21 protein-coding genes are annotated in these 22,143 nt (G+C 32.3%); 15 read left to right on the top strand and 6 right to left on the bottom strand.

From position 1 onward, the window contains the following. Window positions 1–192: 192 nt before the first annotated feature. Both Anndu_RS14880 and Anndu_RS14875 read left to right on the top strand, forming a co-directional pair. Window positions 193–1,458 carry an ABC transporter ATP-binding protein gene (locus Anndu_RS14880; protein ID WP_464101933.1) on the top strand — a complete coding sequence of 422 codons (1,266 nt, stop codon included), beginning with the start codon at window positions 193–195 and terminating at the stop codon, window positions 1,456–1,458. 90 nt (window positions 1,459–1,548) lie between these two features. Continuing rightward, entirely contained in the window at window positions 1,549–1,896 is a 348-nt protein-coding gene (locus Anndu_RS14875; RefSeq protein ID WP_464101932.1) for a c-type cytochrome, read from the top strand. 17 nt (window positions 1,897–1,913) lie between these two features. Here the strand turns inward: Anndu_RS14875 and Anndu_RS14870 are convergent, their stop codons facing one another. Together Anndu_RS14870 and Anndu_RS14865 are read right to left on the bottom strand one after the other, a co-directional pair. Further along, window positions 1,914–3,269 carry a DUF3370 domain-containing protein gene (locus Anndu_RS14870; RefSeq protein WP_464101931.1) on the bottom strand — a complete coding sequence of 452 codons (1,356 nt, stop codon included), beginning with the start codon at window positions 3,267–3,269 and terminating at the stop codon, window positions 1,914–1,916. A 181-nt stretch (window positions 3,270–3,450) separates the two neighbouring features. Next, window positions 3,451–3,660, bottom strand: a complete 210-nt coding sequence (locus Anndu_RS14865; protein ID WP_464104147.1) for a hypothetical protein — start codon at window positions 3,658–3,660, stop codon at window positions 3,451–3,453. A 315-nt stretch (window positions 3,661–3,975) separates the two neighbouring features. Here Anndu_RS14865 and Anndu_RS14860 point away from each other — a divergent pair, with 315 nt between their 5' ends. The 6 genes from Anndu_RS14860 (at window position 3,976) to Anndu_RS14835 (ending at window position 10,950) form a co-directional block, all read left to right on the top strand. Then, the gene (locus Anndu_RS14860; protein ID WP_464101930.1) at window positions 3,976–4,941 is read left to right on the top strand and encodes a ribonuclease T2 family protein; all 966 of its coding nucleotides are present in this window, start codon (window positions 3,976–3,978) and stop codon (window positions 4,939–4,941) included. Window positions 4,942–5,213: 272 nt separating this feature from the next. Further along, window positions 5,214–5,525, top strand: coding sequence for a co-chaperone GroES (gene groES / locus Anndu_RS14855; RefSeq protein ID WP_464101929.1), 312 nt, complete (start codon window positions 5,214–5,216; stop codon window positions 5,523–5,525). Between the two features lie 184 nt (window positions 5,526–5,709). Further along, on the top strand, window positions 5,710–7,335 hold the full coding sequence (groL, locus tag Anndu_RS14850; protein ID WP_464101928.1) for a chaperonin GroEL: 1,626 nt from the start codon (window positions 5,710–5,712) through the stop codon (window positions 7,333–7,335). A gap of 643 nt (window positions 7,336–7,978) precedes the next feature. Further along, complete coding sequence (locus Anndu_RS14845) at window positions 7,979–9,313, top strand: TIGR03279 family radical SAM protein (protein ID WP_464101927.1); 1,335 nt, start codon at window positions 7,979–7,981, stop codon at window positions 9,311–9,313. Window positions 9,314–9,387: 74 nt separating this feature from the next. Further along, a complete protein-coding gene (locus Anndu_RS14840) occupies window positions 9,388–10,401 on the top strand; it encodes a lysylphosphatidylglycerol synthase transmembrane domain-containing protein (protein WP_464101926.1) in 1,014 nt (337 codons plus the stop codon). 324 nt (window positions 10,402–10,725) lie between these two features. After that, window positions 10,726–10,950, top strand: a complete 225-nt coding sequence (locus Anndu_RS14835) for a hypothetical protein (protein ID WP_464101925.1) — start codon at window positions 10,726–10,728, stop codon at window positions 10,948–10,950. 26 nt (window positions 10,951–10,976) lie between these two features. Here Anndu_RS14835 and Anndu_RS14830 read toward each other — a convergent pair whose 3' ends face one another. Both Anndu_RS14830 and queC read right to left on the bottom strand, forming a co-directional pair. Continuing rightward, complete coding sequence (locus Anndu_RS14830) at window positions 10,977–11,681, bottom strand: diacylglycerol/polyprenol kinase family protein (protein ID WP_464101924.1); 705 nt, start codon at window positions 11,679–11,681, stop codon at window positions 10,977–10,979. Continuing rightward, a complete protein-coding gene (queC, locus tag Anndu_RS14825; RefSeq protein WP_464101923.1) occupies window positions 11,665–12,318 on the bottom strand; it encodes a 7-cyano-7-deazaguanine synthase QueC in 654 nt (217 codons plus the stop codon). Before queC ends, Anndu_RS14830 begins: the two co-directional genes overlap by 17 nt. A gap of 295 nt (window positions 12,319–12,613) precedes the next feature. On the opposite strand from queC, the gene Anndu_RS14820 reads away from it, so the two are divergent. Continuing rightward, window positions 12,614–14,038 carry a GAF domain-containing SpoIIE family protein phosphatase gene (locus Anndu_RS14820; protein ID WP_464104120.1) on the top strand — a complete coding sequence of 475 codons (1,425 nt, stop codon included), beginning with the start codon at window positions 12,614–12,616 and terminating at the stop codon, window positions 14,036–14,038. Between the two features lie 69 nt (window positions 14,039–14,107). Here the strand turns inward: Anndu_RS14820 and Anndu_RS14815 are convergent, their stop codons facing one another. Together Anndu_RS14815 and Anndu_RS14810 are read right to left on the bottom strand one after the other, a co-directional pair. Next, the gene (locus Anndu_RS14815) at window positions 14,108–14,965 is read right to left on the bottom strand and encodes an alpha/beta fold hydrolase (protein WP_464101922.1); all 858 of its coding nucleotides are present in this window, start codon (window positions 14,963–14,965) and stop codon (window positions 14,108–14,110) included. A gap of 12 nt (window positions 14,966–14,977) precedes the next feature. Beyond that, on the bottom strand, window positions 14,978–16,171 hold the full coding sequence (locus tag Anndu_RS14810; RefSeq protein ID WP_464101921.1) for a glycosyltransferase family 4 protein: 1,194 nt from the start codon (window positions 16,169–16,171) through the stop codon (window positions 14,978–14,980). Between the two features lie 175 nt (window positions 16,172–16,346). Between Anndu_RS14810 and Anndu_RS14805 the strand changes: the two genes are divergently transcribed. From Anndu_RS14805 to nth, 6 genes are all read left to right on the top strand, one after another. Continuing rightward, a complete protein-coding gene (locus Anndu_RS14805; protein ID WP_464101920.1) occupies window positions 16,347–17,225 on the top strand; it encodes a hypothetical protein in 879 nt (292 codons plus the stop codon). 45 nt (window positions 17,226–17,270) lie between these two features. Further along, the gene (locus Anndu_RS14800; protein WP_464101919.1) at window positions 17,271–17,945 is read left to right on the top strand and encodes a hypothetical protein; all 675 of its coding nucleotides are present in this window, start codon (window positions 17,271–17,273) and stop codon (window positions 17,943–17,945) included. A 3-nt stretch (window positions 17,946–17,948) separates the two neighbouring features. Beyond that, window positions 17,949–18,581 carry an FHA domain-containing protein gene (locus tag Anndu_RS14795; protein WP_464101918.1) on the top strand — a complete coding sequence of 211 codons (633 nt, stop codon included), beginning with the start codon at window positions 17,949–17,951 and terminating at the stop codon, window positions 18,579–18,581. Window positions 18,582–18,686: 105 nt separating this feature from the next. Then, a complete protein-coding gene (locus tag Anndu_RS14790) occupies window positions 18,687–19,697 on the top strand; it encodes a glycosyltransferase (protein ID WP_464101917.1) in 1,011 nt (336 codons plus the stop codon). Window positions 19,698–19,934: 237 nt separating this feature from the next. Beyond that, complete coding sequence (glmU, locus tag Anndu_RS14785; protein ID WP_464101916.1) at window positions 19,935–21,287, top strand: bifunctional UDP-N-acetylglucosamine diphosphorylase/glucosamine-1-phosphate N-acetyltransferase GlmU; 1,353 nt, start codon at window positions 19,935–19,937, stop codon at window positions 21,285–21,287. Window positions 21,288–21,355: 68 nt separating this feature from the next. Further along, window positions 21,356–22,012 carry an endonuclease III gene (gene nth, locus Anndu_RS14780; protein ID WP_464101915.1) on the top strand — a complete coding sequence of 219 codons (657 nt, stop codon included), beginning with the start codon at window positions 21,356–21,358 and terminating at the stop codon, window positions 22,010–22,012. Window positions 22,013–22,143 lie beyond the last annotated feature (131 nt).

The raw sequence follows: 22,143 nt of genomic DNA, 5'->3' as shown, positions 1-22,143 counted from the left end.
ATCAATTGACACTTAACAATTGATAATTGAAAATTGCTTAATTGGGTTTAAAAATATCAAAAACAATTGAAAAAGCTAATCAGAAAAAGATTATAATGATCACAAATTTTGAAAATTAAAATGCTCTGGTTAAAGGGGCAAATTTTAGACTTAATTAATTATTTATTATTACCTGCTCACTAATAACTGATTATGACAGAAGTTTTATTAAAGAAAATTTATAAGAGTTTTCCTGATCGAAATCAAAAAAAAACTAAAACAACTCAGATTAAAGACCTAACTAAAGAAGATCAATTTTCTGTTATTCACGTTTTACGCTCGATTGATTTAAAAATTGAAGATGGGGAGTTTATGGTATTGGTAGGGCCTTCTGGCTGTGGCAAAAGTACCCTCTTAAGACTATTGGCAGGGCTAGAAACTTTGACGGGTGGGGAAATTTGGCTCGGCGATCGCCTGATCAATCAAGTTGCACCAAAAAATCGAGATATTGCGATGGTTTTTCAGAATTATGCTCTTTACCCTCATCTTAATGTCTATGATAATCTCGCTTTTGGCTTAAGAAGAATGACTAAAGATCAGGAGTTAAATTTAGAAAATCAAAATTTTTTCAAAAAAAATACAGATAAACTATTAACAAATATTACTAAATTTTTACCAAAAAAACTACAATATTTATCCTCAGAAGAAAAAAGAATTAGGGAAATAGTTTATCAATCAGCACAATTATTACAAATAGAATCATTATTAAATAGATTGCCAAAAGAATTATCCGGTGGTCAAAAACAGAGGGTAGCCTTGGGGAGAGCGATTTCCCGCAACCCCCAAGTTTTTTTAATGGATGAGCCATTATCTAATTTAGATGCCAAATTGAGAGCAGATACCCGCACTCAGATTGTTCAATTACAAAAACAGTTAAAAACCACAACCATCTATGTTACCCATGATCAAATAGAGGCCATGACGATGGGCGATCGTATTGCGGTAATGAATCAAGGTCAAATTTTACAAGTTGCGCCTCCTTTAGAAATATATAATAAACCTGTAAATCGTTTTGTAGCGGAGTTTATTGGCTCACCCCCCATGAATTTTTTAGAGGTAATGGTAGAGGGTAAATATTTAATGATTGATGGTTATTTTAAAGTAGAAATTAATGAGCAATATTTAGATAAATTAACGAACTATCAAAATCAAGTTATTTTATTAGGAATTAGGCCGGAACATTTAAACTTAAAAGAGGGTGAAAATCATCACTTTCAAGCTATAGTTGATATGGTGGAAGCCTTAGGAAATGAAACTTATTTATCCGTACATTTAAAAGAGAATGAAAAGCTTAAATTAAAAGTTAGAATTGCTCCTAATTATGAAATTAAAAGAAATGATTTAATTGATTTAAGTTTAGACTTAGATCAAATTCATTTATTTAATTTATATACGGAAAAAAGAATTGAAGCCTGTTAATTTTTTTACTGCTTACCCCTTCTGCCACAAAAGAAACAACTATTTTTAACTATTAATTAATTACCAAAATTACCAATTATTTAACATCTTATGATCAAATTTATTAAAATTTCAGTTATTTTATTATTGAGTTTTTTTACCCTTTGCTTACCTGTTTTTGCCCAAGAAATTAATGCTGAACAAATAACACAGGGGGAGCAAATTTTTGAACTACATTGTGCCGGATGTCATGTTAATGGTGGTAATATTATCAGACGGGGTAAAAATTTAAAATTAAAAACCCTTAAACGCTATCAAATGGATACGCCAGAAGCAATTATTAATTTAGTTACCAATGGTAAAAATAATATGTCTGCTTTTGGCGATCGTTTGACAAAAGCAGAAATCGAAAATGTTACTTTTTATCTATTAAAAAAAGCCCAAGAAAATTGGCGTTAAAAGTCAATTTTGATCAGTTATTGTTCACTGTTTAAAGTGGTAATTGTAATAACTTGAGGGGGGGTAGAGTCAGGGGGATAAAATAATTCGAGCGAAACTAAACGAGAACTTTGAGAGGGAATAGTAATATTAATCAGAGGTTCTCCCTGTTGTCCTCTGGTTTGGACTAAATGGACATAACGAACAACGGGGAAACCCCTTTCACTGGGGTATTCAACCCTAACTGTACCCCTGAAAAATACACTATTAGAAGGGGGTTCTAAAAAAATTAATCCCTCTCTAGCGCGATCCTGTTTAAGAGGTGTTTGTAAACTGAGGGTGACGGTTTTTTCCTCAGTAGTAGGGTTATATAAAGGGAAAGTTAAATCATAATGAACTCCGTAATTTCCATGAGCCTCATAAGCCGTATCAGGATAACGTACTAACATGGGGGCTGTTTGGCTTTGGCCAGTGCCATGAGTACCCCCCACAAGGGTACTAATACCATAGGAAAAAGATTCTCCCTGAGCCGGAATGGTTAAATTCTGAGTTTGCTCATTATCAAAAATAAATGAGCGCCATTCTGAGCCTTGGGAAACTCCCGCTACCCGCCCATAAATTAAATTTCCGAGGGTATTGGGAGGAGTGGGGACTTTATCTCTGGGGGTGGATAAATTGCCATTATTTAAGAGGTCTTCCCATTCCTCCAACGTGGGCGCTCTTTCCTGTCCATTTTCATCCAATTTAGCAAAGAGGGCTAAACTAGCCACATAAACCGTATCATCACTAAATAATTTGAAATAGGTTGATCTTCCGTTAATAGGCGGGGTTAAAGTGTTGACGGGAATGGGCAAATTGATTAACATTTTACTTTGACGGGGGGGAATTTCTATTTGATTAGGCCAAAAATTTTGGGTTTCGCCCCGTAATAGATCTAACATGGCGCGATCGCCCGGCCCTGCAAAAACATTACCACCATTATTTTCCACAAAAGAAGGAAGTTGAACAAAAGGGGCATCAGGCTGACTGAGATAACTTGCCCCTTGACTAATATCCAATTTTATCGGAGTATTATGAGGATTATGAACAATGACTCCTAAATAAAGGGTGCGTAGGTCTTCAGGGGTGGGGGCTTTAGCGATATGATGGGCAAAAAGATCAAAAGCACCCCCTAAAGGATAGTTTAAATGGGCAGAAGGGTTAGCTTTGCCTTCGGGGGGAAAAGTAGATAATAAAATACCTTCATTTAAGACTAATTCAGGACTATTACTATTAAAAACAGGGATATTATTGAGAGAACCGGGCAGAGGGCGTACTTGTTGAGGGATAATAATTTCTTGAGGGGGGGGAGTGGGCGTTTGAGCGATAATTAAAGAGGATAAAATGCCAAACATAGTAATTTTTGATTGAAAGATAAACGATAATTTTTACAGACGCAAATTAATTAATTTTAGTTTCAAAATTAACAATTAATAATGACTTTTTTTGAAAAAAATTAGCCCGATCTTTTGAGATGAGGCTAATTTGAGTTAAGTATTTTAATTAATAATTGAACTAAAAAAATATTATTAAAAATTAAAGAAACTGACGAGAAACTAATTTTTCAATATTAGCTTGAGTTTCTTGTAAAAGTTGTACTCGACTATCTGTAGTTTGAGTTGTCATACTAGGAATTAAGTTACGAGCTTGTAACGTCATGTGAAGTTGCAGTTGTGCTACATATTCACTCACATCTTCACGGATATTTTGATGAAATAAAGGGCGATCGAGGGTATGTGACGACAAGTTCAAGACTTCCTCCTTAAAATTTTTAAGTATTAAATAATAACAATTTCTAACCACAAAGATTACCATAAACTTTGACCCTGCGCACTAAGACTTCATAAATCTCAACATTGTTTTATCAAGACGATCGCACCAAGGGAAAAGCCCAACTAAAATAATAGATTAACAAAACTTAAAAATAAGATTTTATCAAGACTTTTTAGACAAAATGAGCTATTATTAATTGTTGAAATTAGCTAACATTTGTTTGTAGTATTGAAGGAGTATTCTGTGTTCAAATTAATCAAAAAAGCACTTTTATTATTGATAATAGTAGTGTTTTCTTTCGGATTTCAGCCCTCTTTTGCTTTAGCTTCTGTTCAATTTAAAGGTCAATTTACAGCAAATAAGAGTTGTGATGCCTCAGTTTCAACCAAAAAAGATAGTCAATCTGATAATTTTAAGTTAACACAAGGAGAAACGTATCAGGTTATTGGTAAAAATAAGGAGATTGCCTCTTATTACCGTTTACAAATTCCCACCGCTAATCCTCCTGAGCGTTGGGTAGCGGCTGATTGTGGCAATGTTGTCAGTATAGATCCTAATCCTTCCAATAATGAAACTCCCATCGTGACTATTCCCGGCGAAGAAGATTTCCTCTTAGCCTTAAGTTGGCAACCTGCTTTTTGTGAGGGACTACCGGACAAACCAGAGTGTCAAAGATTAGCACAAAATCCCGATCGTTTTGAAGCCACCCATTTTATTTTACATGGACTTTGGCCTCAACCTCGAACTAATATTTTTTGTAATGTCAGTAAACAGGATATTAGCTTTGATGAAGGCAAAAACAAAGATTGGTCAAAATTACCTGCCATAGAAAAAGAGCTTTCTCCCAAAACATGGGAAAAATTACAAGTTATGATGCCCGGCACGGTTTCATATTTACAACGCCATGAATGGATCAAACACGGCACTTGTTACCCCGGCACAGCCGAAGAATATTTTTCAGAGGCGATCGCACTGGCAGAAGCCTTTAATAATTCTTCCATTCAAAAATTAGTTCAAAGTAATATTGGAAATCAAGTAGCAGTCAAAGATATTGACCAAGCTTTGTCCTCTTTTGGTTCTTCTACCGGAGATAAAGTAGAGGTTAAATGTACTAATGCTGTCTTAGGTGAACTGTGGGTTAACCTCAAAGGAGATATTACCTCAACTACTCCTGTATCTAAGTTATTAAAGGATGCCACTATTGCGAAGAAAGAAAATGTAACATCTTGTCTGATTGATGACGCTAAAGATTAATCAATTAATTTTAGATTGTACAAATAAACTTTAATCAACCTAGTTTTTTTGAGAAACTAGGTTTTTTAGTCAATCAAGAATTAATGATAGTTCCCTTTTTACCCTAAAAAAGTTCGGTAAACCGTACTATTGAGGTAGTTGTCAGACTAGGGGATTTTTAGGTAAATTAGCACTCGTAAGGTGAGAGTGCTAAAACTCAAAAATTTGAGTTAAAATCTCCACTGTTTAAAGTTTATTTTACTCTATATACACTCTAGTCTGGAGGATATCTCATGGCAGCAATTAGCATTAATGTTTCTACCGTTAAACCCTTGGGCGATCGCATTTTCGTAAAAGTTAGCCCTTCTGAAGAAAAAACCGCAGGTGGAATTTTATTACCTGACACCGCTAAAGAAAAACCTCAAGTTGGTGAAGTGGTTGCAGTAGGCCCTGGTAAACGTAACGATGACGGTAGCCGTACTGAACCCGATGTTAAAGTTGGCGATAAAGTTCTTTACTCTAAATATGCCGGAACTGACATCAAACTCGGCAGTGAGGAGTATGTTCTTTTATCTGAAAAAGACATTTTAGCTTCCGTTGCTTAATCAGCTATTAGCTAAAAACTTAAGCAAAAGTGGAACAGGCTTTCAACTCTAAATGTGGAACAGGCTTCTAGCCTGTGACGGGCAAGACTTGTCCTGAGCTTGTCGAAGGATGCCCATCCCACAAAGAAAAGTTCTCAACTCTAACAACCAAAATTAGAATTTAAACAGGAAATAAATTAACATTATGGCTAAATCTATTATTTACAATGATGATGCACGTCGTGCCTTAGAACGTGGTATTGACTTATTAGCAGAAGCAGTTGCTGTCACCCTTGGACCCAAAGGACGCAACGTAGTTTTAGAGAAAAAATTTGGAGCACCTCAGATCGTTAACGATGGTGTCACCATTGCTAAAGAAATTGAACTTGAAGATCACATCGAAAATACAGGAGTTGCTTTAATTCGTCAAGCCGCTTCTAAAACCAATGATGTAGCTGGAGACGGTACAACCACCGCTACAGTTTTAGCTCACGGTATTGTTAAAGAAGGTTTACGCAACGTGGCCGCAGGTGCTAACCCCATTGCGATCAAACGTGGTATTGATAAAGCTACCGAGTTCTTAGTCGGTCAAATTAAGTCCCATGCCAAGTCTGTTGAAGACTCCAAAGCGATCGCTCAAGTAGGTTCTATCTCTGCGGGTAACGATGAAGGGATCGGTCAAATGATCGCTGATGCGATGGACAAAGTAGGTAAAGAAGGGGTAATTTCCTTAGAAGAAGGTAAGTCTATGACTACCGAGTTAGAAATTACCGAAGGGATGCGTTTTGACAAGGGTTACACCTCCCCCTATTTCGTAACCGATGCCGATCGCATGGAAGCAGTTTTAGATGATCCTTTCATCTTAGTGACTGACAAGAAAATCACCTTAATTCAAGACTTAGTGCCTATTTTAGAGCAAGTAGCACGTCAAGGTAAACCCTTAGTTATTTTAGCTGAAGACATCGAAAAAGAAGCTTTAGCTACCTTAGTGGTTAACCGTTTAAGAGGTATTTTAAACGTAGCGGCCGTAAAAGCCCCCGGTTTTGGCGATCGCCGTAAACAAATGTTAGAAGATATTGCCATCTTAACAGGCGGTAAAGTAATTACCGAAGATGCAGGTTTAAAACTGGAAAACACCAAGTTAGATATGCTTGGTAAAGCTCGTCGTATCACCATTACCAAAGACAATACCACCATTGTGGCTGAAGGTAATGAAGTAGCAGTTAAAACCCGTTGTGATCAAATTCGCCGTCAAATAGAGGAAACTGAGTCTTCCTACGATGTTGAGAAATTACAAGAGCGTTTAGCTAAACTTTCCGGCGGTGTTGCCGTTGTTAAAGTTGGTGCGGCTACGGAAACTGAAATGAAAGACCGTAAATTACGCTTAGAAGATGCGATCAACGCTACTAAAGCGGCGGTTGAAGAAGGTATCGTCCCCGGTGGTGGTACAACCTTAGCACACTTAGCACCCCAATTAGAAGAATGGGCTAATGCTAACCTTCAAGATGAAGAATTAACAGGTGCTTTAATTGTAACCCGTGCTTTACTCGCTCCCTTAAAACGTATTGCCGAAAACGCAGGTCAAAACGGTGCAGTAGTAGCCGAGCGCGTTAAAGAAAAAGACTTTAATGTAGGTTATGATGCGGCTAACAATGTCTATACAGATATGTATGAAGCTGGTATTGTTGATCCCGCTAAAGTTACCCGCTCCGCTTTACAAAATGCGGCTTCGATCGCAGGTATGGTGTTAACTACCGAATGTATCGTAGTTGATAAACCCGAGAAAGAAAAAGCTCCCGCTGGTGCTGGTGCTGGTGATTTTGATTACTAAAAATTAATTAATTACTAACATTAATTAACTGGAAAAGTCGGAGATTTTAAAAGTCTCCGACTTTCAGCTTTGATAATAAGAAAAAATCTAACCAAACTTAACCTAAAAGGGGGCGAGGTTAGGCACTGGCTAGATCTAAATAAGGGTATTTAAACAAAAACAAATAAAAAAAAAGAAGAAAAAATTTTGAATTGTGTAAATCAAAACAACACTTATTTTAATTTACAATATAAGCTACTTTAATTGCCCAAACAATTAATGCTAAAATGCTTCCCAAAATAATAACGGACGAGACGGCGACAACTGAAGGTTTGTCTGCTCCGTCAAATTTCATGATTCCACGATTGAGATCTGACATAATTTCCTTTAGATGAACAATCAATCAACAATGGCAAGTGTAGCAAAAATTTTATTTTTTGGGATGGATTTAGGCCATAATTGTTACTTTTCTTTACATACGGCCCGTTACGAAACGATGTGACATAATCGCCAAAACAGTATTTAAGATTAGACTTTAGAGAAAAAATAAAATTGATATATCTAGTAAATACGTTTTAGCTTCAAAACTTTTCTATCTACTGATTATGATAGAATTGTCATTGAGATTAAATAATTAAAAATATATTTTATTATTAAACTAACTATGAGTAAAATTGCAATAAAACCTGCTAAAATTAATAAAATTATACCAGATTCGATCGCCGATGAAATGGGTTTTGAAATTGGGGATGCCATTATTTCTATTAATGGCATGAAACCTAGAGATTTAATAGATTATCAGTTTCTTTGTGCCGATGAATATTTAGAGTTAGAAGTGTTAGATAATAAGGGAAATTTACATCAAATCGAAATAGAAAAAGATTTTGATGAAGATTTAGGTTTAGAGTTTGAAAATGCTTTATTTGATGGTTTAATTCAATGTAATAATCATTGTCCATTTTGTTTTATTGATCAACAACCCCCCGGTAAAAGAGATAGTTTATATTTAAAAGATGACGATTATCGTTTAAGTTTTCTCTATGGAAGTTATTTAACTTTAACTAATTTAACCGAAAAAGAATGGCAAAGAATTGCCCAAATGAGATTATCTCCTTTATTTATTTCTGTTCATGCTACCGAGGCAGAAATTAGAATTAAACTATTAAAAAATCATCGAGCAGGTCAAATTTTAGATCAATTAAAATGGTTTCAAAATAATCGGTTACAAATTCATGCTCAAGTGGTAGTTTGCCCAGAAATTAATGATAATTTACATTTAGAAAAAACTTTATTAGATTTAGCTTCTTTTTATCAAGGTGAGATCCCAACAGTTATTTCAGCGGCCGTTGTGCCTGTGGGTTTAACCCATTTTCGAGACAATTTAGATGAGTTAATTCCTGTCAATAAAGATAAAGCCAAAGAAGTTATTAAACAAGTAGAAATATTACAAGCAAAATTTAAAAAAGAATTGGGTACAACCTTTGCATGGTTGGCTGATGAATGGTTTTTAATAGCAGGGGAAGAATTACCCCAACCTGAACATTATGAAGACTATCCCCAAATAGGTAACGGGGTGGGATCTATTCGTCAATTTATTCAAGATTTTCACACAAAAGCAGATCAACTTTTACCCATTTCTATTAATCATAAAAAGTATTTAAAATGGGTGGTGGGAAATGCAGTTGAAAAAGCTTTTATTCCCCTAGTTAATCAATTAAATCAAGTTAATAATTTAAAAGTAGATTTATGTGCTTTCAAAAGTGATTATTGGGGGCAAGAAATGACAGTTACAGGCCTCTTAACAGGGCAAGATATTTTAAAAAATTTAGAAAATCAAAATTTAGGAGATGGAATTTTATTACCTTCTTTAATGTTAAAACATGATGATACTTGTTTTCTTGATGATCTAAGAGTTGAAGACTTAGAAAAACAACTCAATACTAAATTTTTTATTGTCACCGATATTGAAGATTTAATTAATACTTGTATTAGTTGTTAAATGGCAGTAAATTTTTTAATTAAATTTTTAAATTTTAACCACTAAAAAATTACTCAATTGTCAATTCTTAAACTATGAAATATTTTAAACTAATTTATCTATTTATTGGCTGTACTTTATTTACGATCATTCTTCATCAAACTAACTTAAATGAAGTCTGGCAACGAGTAATTAATGTTGGTTGGTTAGGAATATTAATAATATTAATAATTTATCTTTTTGCCTTTATTACTGATGTTTTAGGTTGGCAACTAGCTTTTGATAAATTACCTCTTAATTTTCAGTGGTTTTATCGTTTATTTTTAGTGAGGATGGTAGGAGAAGCTCTTAACCGGGTAACACCTTTTGCCTCTTTAGGAGGTGAGCCAATTAAAGCAATACTCTTAAAAACTCATTATAATCTACTTTATCGAGAAACAATCACCTCTTTAGTTTTAGCCACAACTATTGATATGATTGGTTTAATCTTTTTTCTCGGCTTTGGCTTTTACCTCTTATTAATGGGGGATAATTTACCAATTAGTTTTAAAATTATTGCAGGATTAGGTTTAGGAGTTTTTAGCACTGCAATTCTTTTATTTTTCTGTGTTCAAAGGTTTAAATTAATGACTAAAATAAGTCAAATTTTAGAAAAATACCCCTTAATGCAACAATTAACCACAATTTTAAAATTAATAAAAGAAACCGATGATAATTTAGTTAATTTTTATACCAACCATCATCAACGCTTTGCCTATGCTTTCCTGATGGCTTTTTTAAATTGGCCTTTAGGAGTTTTAGAAGTTTATTTTGTGATGAAATTTTTAGGAAATCCCATTAGCCTCACAAATGCTTGGATTATCGAAGCGATCGCCCAGTTAGTGCGTAACGGCACATTTTTTATCCCTTCAAGTATTGGCACACAAGAAGGGGCATTTTTAGTAATTTGCAATTATATCACCGGAAATTCAACTTTAGGAATCGCCGTTTCCGTGATCCGCCGTTTTCGGGAAATTATTTGGATATTGGGGGGTTTAACTTTAGGATGGCTTTTTTCCATTAAACCCACCCCTGAAAAAATCAGAGAAGAAGGAGAAAGGGAAAAGTGATCATGATCACCAAAAAATGTGACGAGGATCAATGCAAAATGTCCGGATTTGCTGAATAATAGATATTAAGGGCAAATCTATAAATAATTATCAAATCTACTTAAACAGGAAAAATCCACTTTAATCTTAGATTAAAATAATTAAATTTAGATTTTTTAAGATTTGTTTTTTGTTATAGCATATATTATTGCAATTATTCCAAAATTTATTTATTACAAATTATTCCAAAAAATAAAGATTAAAACCTAAATTTAATAAGTATTTAAAAGTTTTTATTATTAAATTAATTTTGTAATTTTTTTGTAATTTTGAGGATGCACTACCATGATTAATTTACTTGTTGATTCTGCTTTAGAAAATGGTTGTCTGAGTGTCGCTTCTGAAAGCCTACTGCGTCAATTAGTTAATATGAAGGTTTATAATGCTTCTGATTTGGAAGCGTTAGTTAATTTAAAAAAAGCCTTCAAATCCGGCCAAATTACAAGAGAGTTTTGTAGTCAGAAAAACTCTCTTGATCTGTGGGATAATTTAGAACTGATGATATACTGATATTTTTTTGATTTTAATATCTTGATTTAAACAAACAAATGGGTTAAATAAAAGCAAATTATGGCACTACCAACCGGAACTGTTAAATTATCCACTCCAAACTTAGAATAAGACTCTAGCACTGCGGCTGATACGCTTACGATTAGAGCGATTAGATAAATTTTTGGGTAAAAACCCATAGTAAATAATAAGATGAGAGTGGTAACAATAAAACTAATTATTGTCATAGTTAATGACCCTTCCCAAGATTTTTTGTTCCCAACCATAAAATAAAAATTTTTACCATAGCGTTTGCCGATAATGGCCGCCATGCCGTCTCCCCAAGCCATATTAAGAATACCGATCACTGCATATTGGGGTTGATCTATTGACCAGAAATAACTACATAAAATGCCTATACTGAGGGCGTAACAAAATGTGCCTAAACTTTTACGACCAACGCTTTCAATACTGGGTAAAATGGGTAAAAAATAGGAAATTAAGGCGATAATTCCTGCTAAAATGGAAGCCAAGATACAGATATTTAAGGGTATTTTTAATAGCCAAGCGAATAATAAGACTTGCCCACTGCCTATATGTACGATTTTACGGGTTAATTCTACGTCTATTTGTTTAAAACGGTGTAATCCTTCGGCGATGGCTACTAAACTGGCTAAATAGAGAAAAATGAGGGTTAAAGAGGGTATTAGGGGAAAAATTGAGTCAAACATAATGTTATGAGTTATTGACAAGAGCTAAGGCTTCATTTCTAATGCGACAGGAATCACATACATCACAAGGGTTTTCCCCTCCTTGATAGCATGACCAAGTTTGTTCGATGGGTACTCCCAGTTGTATCGCTTTTTTGATAATATCTACTTTAGAATCGTGGACGAGGGGAGCGATTAATTGAATTGCTTTTCCTTCTATTCCTACTTTTGAACTTAAATTGGCTAATTTTTGATAGGTTTCTAAATATTCCGGTCTACAGTCGGGATAGCCGGAATAGTCAACGGCGTTGATCCCTAAATAGATCGCAGATGCTTGTTTGGCTTCGGCCAAGGATAGGGCGATGGCAATAAAAACTGTATTGCGGCCGGGTACATAGGTAGAAGGGATAGTACCTTCTTGAAGGCCATCTTGGGGTAAAGATAAAGATAGATCCGTTAAAGAGGATCCCCCCCATTGTGCTAAATTAATATCTACAATTAAATGTTCTTTAATGCCTAAATATTGAGCTATTTTTTGAGCGGCTTCTAACTCTTTATTATGACGTTGCCCATAACGAAAAGATAAGGCGATCACTTCATAACCGTCTTTTTGGGCGATCGCTGTGGTAGTGCTAGAGTCTAAACCACCGGACAGTAAAACAACTGCTTTTGAACTCATTATGTTAATTCAATCAAAAAATGATCTAAGGTAAGCAATTTTATCATAAATTAAAATGTTAATTATTAAAAGAAAATAGGGTAAATCAGTCAAACTTGTGGGATTGAATAATTGATCTGACTCAATTGAGGTATGATTATTAAAAATTCCTATGATTACCCCTTGGCAAAATTAACAATTAGAGTTAAGATTAGTCAACTTTAGAATAATTGCATCATCTATTTTACTAGATAAATTTTCTCAATTCTCAATTAGCAATGAATTAATCTTCAGAATGCTTCCTCCTTGTTATACCATGCAATCTCGCTCTTTTCTTACTCCTGTATCTTCTGTCAATCAGACCCCTGATGAAAACCTTTCTACAGTTAATATTTCTACTCTACAAACATTAGTAGATCGACTTCATCGTGAACAAAATAAAATTCAAAATTTATTAAGTTCTTTAGGGTTTGCTTTGCGTAGTTTTAATAACCTTAATCAATTTTTAGAATTAACTCCCTTAATGGCCGCAAGGGTTGCTGATGGGGACGGTGGGGCTTTAATTTTATTTAAAAAAGATGGGGAAATAAGTTTAGAACAAATCCACTGTCAAGAGGGGCAATCTTGTCAAGATATTCGTCAAGCTTTAGAAGCAATTACTCGTCAATTAACTACTAATAACCGTCAAGATTTTAATAATAGTGAAAAAATCCCTCAACTGTCTGTATGTATCAGTTCTCTTGATCAACAAATTAAAGATTATCTTGGTTCGCAAGTTCAGTTGTTTAGTACCCCCATCCTGATTAAAAATATGGAACGGGGAAAACTCTATATTTTTAGTTATGATCCTCATTATACTTGGACTTCGACACGCCGTCAATTAGTTCAATTGGTGGCCGATCAAACGGCCGTAGGCATTTCTAACCATGAATTAACTTTAGAATTGAGAAAAAAAGAGCGTCAAGATCGGGAGTTAGAAATTGCCTCAGAAATTCAATTACATCTATTACCGAGTAAATGTCCCCAAATCAGAGGCTTAGAGTTGGCGGCTAGTTGTCGCACGGCCAACCGAGTAGGCGGTGATTATTATGACTTTATTCCTGCCAATTATGACAAAAAACCCTCTCTTGAAACAGAAGAACAGTCTAATTTACCTTGGAGTATTGTGATTGGTGATGTGATGGGAAAAGGAGTACCAGCAGGTTTAATTATGACGATGGCCAGAGGAATGTTACGAGCAGAAATCCTTAACCGTCATTCTCCTGCCCGAATTTTAGAACATTTAAACCGAGTTATGTATGCTGATTTAGAAAATTCTAATCGGTTTTTAACTTTATTTTACTCTGAATATAACCCTAAAACTGGCATTTTATCCTATAGTAATGCGGCTCATAATCCTCCTTTATTATGGAAAGCTAAAACTAAAAAAATTGAATTACTTGATACTTGGGGAATGTTAATTGGCCTAGATGCTGATTCTAAATATGAGGAAGCACAAATAGAGCTTTCAGAGGGTGACACTATTATGTATTATACCGATGGTTTGACGGATGCCATGAGTCCCCAAGGCGATCGCTTTGATGAAAAAAATCTTCATCTTTCTTTTGAATGGGCTTGTGATCATTTTGCTCACCCTAAAGAGATCAAAGATTATTTATTTGACCAAGTTTTTCAGTTTGTAGGCTTAGGAAAACCCCACGGAGATGACATGACTTTAATCATTTTAAAAGTAGTTAATTAGGTATTAAAATCATTCAAAAAAATCAACAATTTATTAATTAAAAATAGTAATTTTAAAAAGTTATAACTGTCAACGATCAAGCCATGTTTTGATTAAATTAATTTGTGGGTAAGACATTAAAGCGGGGGCATGACCACAATTTTTAATCGTTTTAACATCTAAATTTTCATGATTTTCTTTCATTTTTTCAATAGTTTCTGGTAATAATAAATCTGACTTTTCTCCATGTAATAATAACACAGGAATTTTAATTAAATCCCAAATTTCCCATAGTTCTATCGGTTTAAATTGTCCTACTTTAATACCTTGAAATGAGTGGCAAATATTATAATCATAATTTAAAATGTATTGCTGATTTTGGTTTAAATTAACAGAATATTTTGCTAAATTTGTCCATTGATTTTCTGTTAAGTCACCAAACCCTGCATAAATTTTTTTAACATAATCTTTAACCTGATCAAAAGTTTCAAAAATTGGCGGTTTTTGACATAAATATTTACCTATGCTTTCAATAACTTGATGGGGAATATAAGCCCCTAAATCATTTAAAATTAGTCTCTTAATCGGAGTATTTTCTAAACTAGCAATATTCATACCAATTATACCGCCCATTGATGTCCCTAGCCAATTAATAGATGTTAATTGTAAATGGTTAATTAATGTTAACATATCACTGACATATAAGGGGATACCGTAATATTTTGGATTGGTTAAATAATCACTTTTTCCTCTGCCTATAATATCAGGACAAATAATGCGATAATCTTGTTTTAATAACTGTGCTAAATTATTAAAATCTTGACTATTTCGAGTTAACCCATGTACACAAATTAATACTTTTTGATTATGGGGATCACCCCATTCTTGATAAGCAATTTGATGTGTACTTTCTTGATAATTACAAGTAATTTTATGATATTGATTCATCGGGTTTGATTTTTAAGCTAAAATGTTAAGATAAAGTTTAATTAATTCTGTTCCAGCTATTTCCCATGTATAACAATTCTCAATTTTTGCTCTAGCATTTTTGACTATTTTTTTGTTTAATTCTTCTTCAAAATATAATCTTAAAATTTGTTCTTTAATACTTTTAGCAGAATTAGGTTTAAATAGTAAAAAATGTTCTTGATGGTTGCCCAACTCCCTTACTACAGGCAGATCACTGGCAATAACTGGTATGCCTGTGGCCATTGACTCTAATATTTTTAAAGGACAACATCCTTGAATTAAATTGCGATCATTAGGGGTTAATGGTGCTATGATAGCAGAATGTTGATGAATAATTTTAACTAATTCTAATTGGGAAACGGGGGGATTAATTTTAATTTGTTTTGTGAGTTGATCTCGATTAATTTTTTTGTTTAATTTTTCAATTTGATCGGGTTTTCCCTGTCCAATTATACTTAAATTTATGTTAAAATTATTATTAATTTCCTGATTAATTAATGATAGTGCATCAATTGCTAAATTAACACCCTGCCAAGGAGAAAATGTACCAAAATAAAGTAAATTAAAATTATAATTATAATTTTGAATGTTATTTTCTTGATCACAATATTTAAAAATATTTAAGTCAACTCCATTGGGAATAACTTTAATTTTTTGAGGGTTAATATTTTTATTAATTAAAAATTGTTGAGTTGTGTAACTGGGGGTAATAATTAGATCAGCTTGTTGTAAACAAATATTTTCTTGTTGTTCAATTTTATAGGATAATTCTCGATCTTCAACTACATTTGGATAACGATATTTTAATTCAATGGAAGGTAAACCATTAACCTCAAAAATCAAATAATCACAGTATTTTTTCTTATTAATAGCAATGGGAAAACCCTCAAAAATTGAACGAAAATGAATAATTTGATACCTTTTATCTTTTAAAAAATATAATAGTTGATTTCTGAAAAATAAAACTCGATTAATAAAATTTTGACCAATGGCGCTTAATTCCGTTTGATTAACATTAGGAAATAACTTTCTTTGATTAATAGTTTGATGGGGTGAAACTGTAATTAAATCAAGACTTTCAAACACTTCACTTAATGCTTTAACAAATGCTTGAATATGGGTTGAAGCACCTTTTGGAGATGGTACGGTATCAAAAGAAATATAAGCAATTTCAGGATTTTTCATTGAATAAAAATTTAATTTTATACTTAATTTTTAAATTAAACATTAGAAAATGTTACAAAATATTAAATTTAATTATATTTTAATTATTTTTTTCAAGTAATACCCTTAAAATATAATTATTATCTTAATTTTGTCAAGTTTACTTTATTGAAAAAATGTTAAAGGTAAATAAGTTATGCCGATTAATAAAACAGAATTTAGTAAAAATAGAATTTATCAAGTTGATGCTAATGCGGGTTTAATTTTTCAAGACTTAAATCAAATTGCTGAAATTGATCAATGGGCGGAGCAACAACATAACAAATTTACAACAAAATTAATTATCGCAATTATAAGTTGTTTTATTTCTTTTTTCGTGACGGTTTTATTTTATCCGCCCCTTGGTATTGTGTTATTAATTTTATCTATTGGTGGCATTATTTATGCGTCAATAAATCTCTCTTATTATGGTAGTTTAAATGTTGATAATATGCGCTATCAACTGCCAAAAAAAGTTTTATCTATGTTAAATAGAGATCGAGATGGAAACAAAAATGTTAAACTTTTGATTAGATTTAATGATCCCACGTTGAAGAAAAAACCGACTTTAGAATATCCCCATCCTTACCGCCAAGGTTGGAAAATGAAAATATTTGAAGATAATTGGTTATCCTTAGAAGGTGCTTTTTTAGATGGTAATATATTTAATTTGAATATAACAGAAATTGTAAGGGTTTCATCAGGTTGGAAAAGGGGCAGAAGTGGGAAAATGAAATATAAAAGTAAAACCAAGTTCAAAGGTTGTGAAATTAATTTAGCAATTAAATATCGTCAAAAAAAATATGGCACAGTTAAAATATTAGAAAAAGATGCTAATTCTGCAATCAAATTACCTCATTATGTGAGAAGTAAAGGAATAATAATTAATGATAAATATATCGCCCTTAATGTTAAAGTTGACTCTAAAATGTTGGAGGATTTATACCAAGTAATAACGGCCATGTTTTTAAGTTTATATCAGATTTTAAACCTTGCCAAAATTTTAGCAAAATCTACCGTTGCCGAACAAAATTAACTTTATTTTTTTATTAATCTTCTGCACAAAAAATCTTTTAAAATTATGAAAAAATCTTTATTAATTTTAATTCCTTTATTCTGTTTTAATTTATTACTAATTAGTTGTAATAATAAACAAGTTTCTACTCCCGTAGTAACTTCTGAAAATCAATCTCCCACTGCTCAAACTCCTCAAAATATTAATAATTTAACTAATAAAGTTAAATTTAAACTAGAGAATGGAAATGAAGCTTTTACCCTTAAACCAAAAGAAGATGGGGCAAAATTAGAAGGGGCAAATGGCAAAGAAATTGCCCGTTTAACTAAAGATCAAACTGGGAAAATTAAAATTAAAGATGGGAATGATAAAGTATTAGGATATGTGGTAACAAAAGCGGGTTATTGGAAGTTAGAAGATCCCAGTCAAAAGTCAGAACTTTTCATTTTAAGATTACAAAATGATGGTGATTATAAGTTAGAAACTGGTGATAATAAAGAAGTTTATCGGATTAAAAAAAGAGACTATGGTTTTGAAATAGAATCACCCAATAAACAATCGTTACATAAAATTAAAAATAAAGATGGTAAAATCTCTTTAAGAGATAGTTTAGACAAAAACATTTTATCAACAAAAGATCAATTTTTGCCCATTGCAATGGCTTGTTTTGGCTTTGATTTATTAACTCAATCTCAACAAGCAGGTTTAGCTTATGCTTTACAATTATCAGGAGGAAAATAAGCCATGAAAATTCAATTAAGTTGGACTGAAAATTTGACTGGAAATCAACAAAATTTTATCTTAGAAACCCCTATTGCTTTAGGTAGTAATTCTGCTAAAATACCCGATCAAATTAATGAAATTAAGGTTAATAAAGCAATTATTAAAGATAATAGTATTTTAGGTTTTCATGGTTTAATTGAAGAAAATAATAATCAAATTATTATTAGTCAACAAAGCGAAGCTTTGATTTATATTAATAATATTGCTTTATCTAGTAGCACTTTATTTGATGGTGATATAATTAAATTAGGGTCTGTTGAAATTAAAGTTAATCAAGGGAAAAAAGTTGAAAAAAATGAAGGTTGTCTTAATCAAATTGGCTTTTTAATTAAACGGCGTTGTGGGCGGCCAGTGGTAGCTGGAAGTCAATATTGTCAACAATGTCAAACTCAATCAAACCCCTACAAATCTGATTATAATTATTACCCAAATTATGGTTATTATGATCGATTTGATAGTTGGGGTTATGATTATTATAGCCATCGTCATTCCTATCATTCCCATCACCATCATTCTGATTTTACGGAAGCAGATGGTAATGCTTTTGATGACGAAAGAGATCATGATTTTGAACAAAATATGGGGGCAAGTTGAATTAATTAATAATCAATTAATTGATAATAAATAATTAATACTTAACAAGCAAGATCCTTGTGCTATCAATAACGAATAAACAATAAACAATAAACAATAACTATTTTGACTTATTTAATTTATGGTTTAGGGGGCGGATGGGGGCATCTAAATAGATGTTTAAGTTTGGCACAATTATTAACAAAAAAAACACAAGTTCAACTAATTATTAATAGCCCCTATTTTCCCTATATTAATAATTATATTAATCAACTAAATCAAATTAATATTTTCTTTCTTAATTCTCAAGAAAACATTAATTTGATTACTCAACAAATTAGGACAATAATTTTAAAAAATGATTATAATTGTTTAATTGTAGATACATTTCCTAGAGGTTTAGGGGGAGAATTAACACAAATTTTATCACTGTTAACAGTCAAGAAAATATTAATTCATCGTGATCTTAATCCCCGTTATATTAAACTAAAAAATATTGAGGAATTTGTTAAAAAAAATTATGATTTAATTTTAATTCCAGAGAAAGGAAATAATTTACCTTTTGCTAATTTTCCTAATAGTCATTTTACCCCACCTTGGTTAATTAAAAATTCTGATCAATTAATACCTAAAAATCAAGCTTATTCTTTACTTAAAATTAATAAATTACCCGAACAAAAAGTTATTATTATTTTAGCATCAGGTCAAATTGAAGAATTAGAAATTTATGGTGAAATTGCTAATCTTTTATCATCTAATACTAACTATACTATTAGAATGATCAGCCCTATTAAACCTAAAAATTGTCCCCCTAAAATTTGTTATTTTTATTATCCTGCGATCGATCTATTACCCATAGCTGATCTTGTCATTGGTGGCGGAGGTTATAATACTATTTCCGAAGTAATTGCTTTAAATATTCCCTTAATTGTTTTACCACAACCACGACTTTATGATCGTCAATTAATGCGAATTAAAAGAATAATTGACACAGGGAATAATCAAATAAAAATAGCAACTAATCTAAAACAAGTTATGACAGAAGCCAATTATTTATTACAAAATCTAAAATTTAAACCTAATTTTAATTATAAAAATGGTGTTTTAGAAGCGATAACATTGATAGAAAATCTTTAAGTAATGCTTAATTTTATCCGACTAAAAATTTTAATTTAGTTTAAACTTTTTGGTTTAAAAATTAATGCAACCTCGCCCCAAACAACTTTAAATTTAATTGGTATTTCCTTGATTTTTTCACAGTAAAGGCTTTTATTTTGACAAAACTAAGATTTTCACATTTAACTTTATCAAATTGATATTAGGACAACTATGGTGATATAATGCGATCGAGTCAACTGAAAATAGATAAAATTCATGGTAGCCGTAGCAATTTTAGCCGCAGGAAAAGGAACTCGGATGAAATCTGAGTTGCCTAAAGTCTTACATAAATTAGGTGCAAAAACCCTAGTTGAAAGAGTTTTAGATAGTTGTGAATTGATGCAACCTACTAGACAATTAGTAATAGTTGGTTATCAGGCAAATCAAGTTAAAAATGCCCTATCTCTTAACTCTAAAATTGAATTTGTAAACCAAACAGAACAATTAGGAACTGGTCACGCAATTCAACAATTAATCCCCCATTTAGAAAGTTTTAAAGGTGATTTATTTGTATTAAATGGAGATGTTCCTTTATTACGCAATGAAACTTTAAAACGATTATTAGAAATTCATCAAAAGTTTAATAATGATGCTACATTATTAACCGCTCAATTACCCAATCCCAAAGGTTATGGACGGGTTTTTTGTGATAGTAATAACTATGTAACTCAAATTGTTGAAGATCGGGATTGTAACGATGCTCAAAAACAAAATAATCGAGTTAATGGGGGCATTTATTGTTTTAACTGGGAAAAATTAGCCCAAATTTTACCAAAATTAAGTGCTGATAATGATCAAAATGAATATTATTTAACCGATGTGGTTCACTTCTTAGATAAAGTGATGGCCGTTGACGTTGAAGATTATTTAGAAATATCAGGTATTAATGATCGTCTTCAACTAGCAGAAGCCTCTCAAATTTTACAAATGCGAGTTAAAAATCATTGGATGAAAGAAGGTGTTACCATAATTGATCCTGATAGTATTACTATTGAAGATACGGTGATCATTGAGCCTGATGTGATTATTGAACCCCAAACTCATTTAAGAGGAAATACCACTATTGCTAAGGGTTCAAAAATTGGGCCAGGCAGTTTAATTACTAATAGTAAAATAGGGGAAAATGTCACTGTAATTTATTCAGTTATTAGCGATAGTCAAATTAATTCTAATACAACAATCGGGCCTTTTTGTCATATTAGAGGTGAAGCTAATATTGGTCAATCTTGTCGAATTGGTAATTTTGTTGAGGTGAAAAAATCAACTATTGGCGATCAAACAAATGCGGCACATTTAGCTTATTTAGGTGATGCAAATTTAGCCAATAATGTTAATATTGGAGCGGGAACAATTACTGCTAATTATGACGGAGTTAATAAACATAAAACAGAAATTGGCCAAGGGACAAAAACCGGAGCTAATAGTGTTTTAGTTGCTCCAATTAAACTCGGTGAAAATGTTACAGTTGCGGCCGGATCAACTATTACTAAAGATGTGGAAGATAACGCTTTAGTAATAGCTAGAAGTAATCAAAAAGTTATTCAAAATTGGGATTGGCCGAAAAAATAAATTTTAAAAAGTTGGGTATTTTTTAAAATTCCCAACTTTTGGCTTCAACAAATTAACCATAAAAATTTATGAGTATTACCAGAAAAAGAGCAACCAAAAAACAACGAGCTTTAGAAATATTAATAATATTAAAAAAGTTATATCCAGATGCTACTTGTAGTTTAAATTATCAAAGTCAAGTACAATTATTAGTAGCCACAATTTTATCCGCCCAATGTACTGATGAAAGAGTCAATCAAGTTACACCTGAATTATTTAAAAAATTTCCCACTGCGCAAACTTTAGCCAAAGCCGATCGACAGGAAATAGAAAACCTCATTCGTTCAACTGGATTTTATCGCAATAAAGCCAAAAATATTCAAAATGCTTGTCAAAAAATTGTTACTGAATTTAACGGCGAAGTACCTCAAACAATGGAAGAATTATTAACATTAGCCGGAGTCGCTCGTAAAACAGCTAATGTAGTTTTAGCCCATGGTTTTGGTAAAATTCAAGGAGTAACAGTAGATACCCATGTTAAGCGTTTAAGTAATCGTTTAGGATTAACAGAGAATACAGATCCCGTCAAAATTGAACGGGATCTTATGGCTTTATTGCCTCAACCTGACTGGGAAAATTGGTCAATTCGTTTAATTTATCATGGTAGAGCCGTCTGTAAAGCACGTCAACCAAACTGTCAAAATTGTCAATTAATTCATTTATGCCCATGCGCTCAAATTGATTAAAATAGATCTAATTTTTTAGTAATACCAATATTAAAAAATAAAAGATAAAAAAAATGCTAAAGTCTTGTTAAAAATAACCAATAACTAATAACAAAAGTGTTAAGGTTTTTGTTACAACAATCAATTTAGGA

The organism is Annamia dubia NIES-4383 (assembly GCF_055394725.1).
The sequence above is the reverse complement of the archived record's forward strand: the minus strand, read 5'-3'. Positions and strand labels throughout refer to the sequence as shown.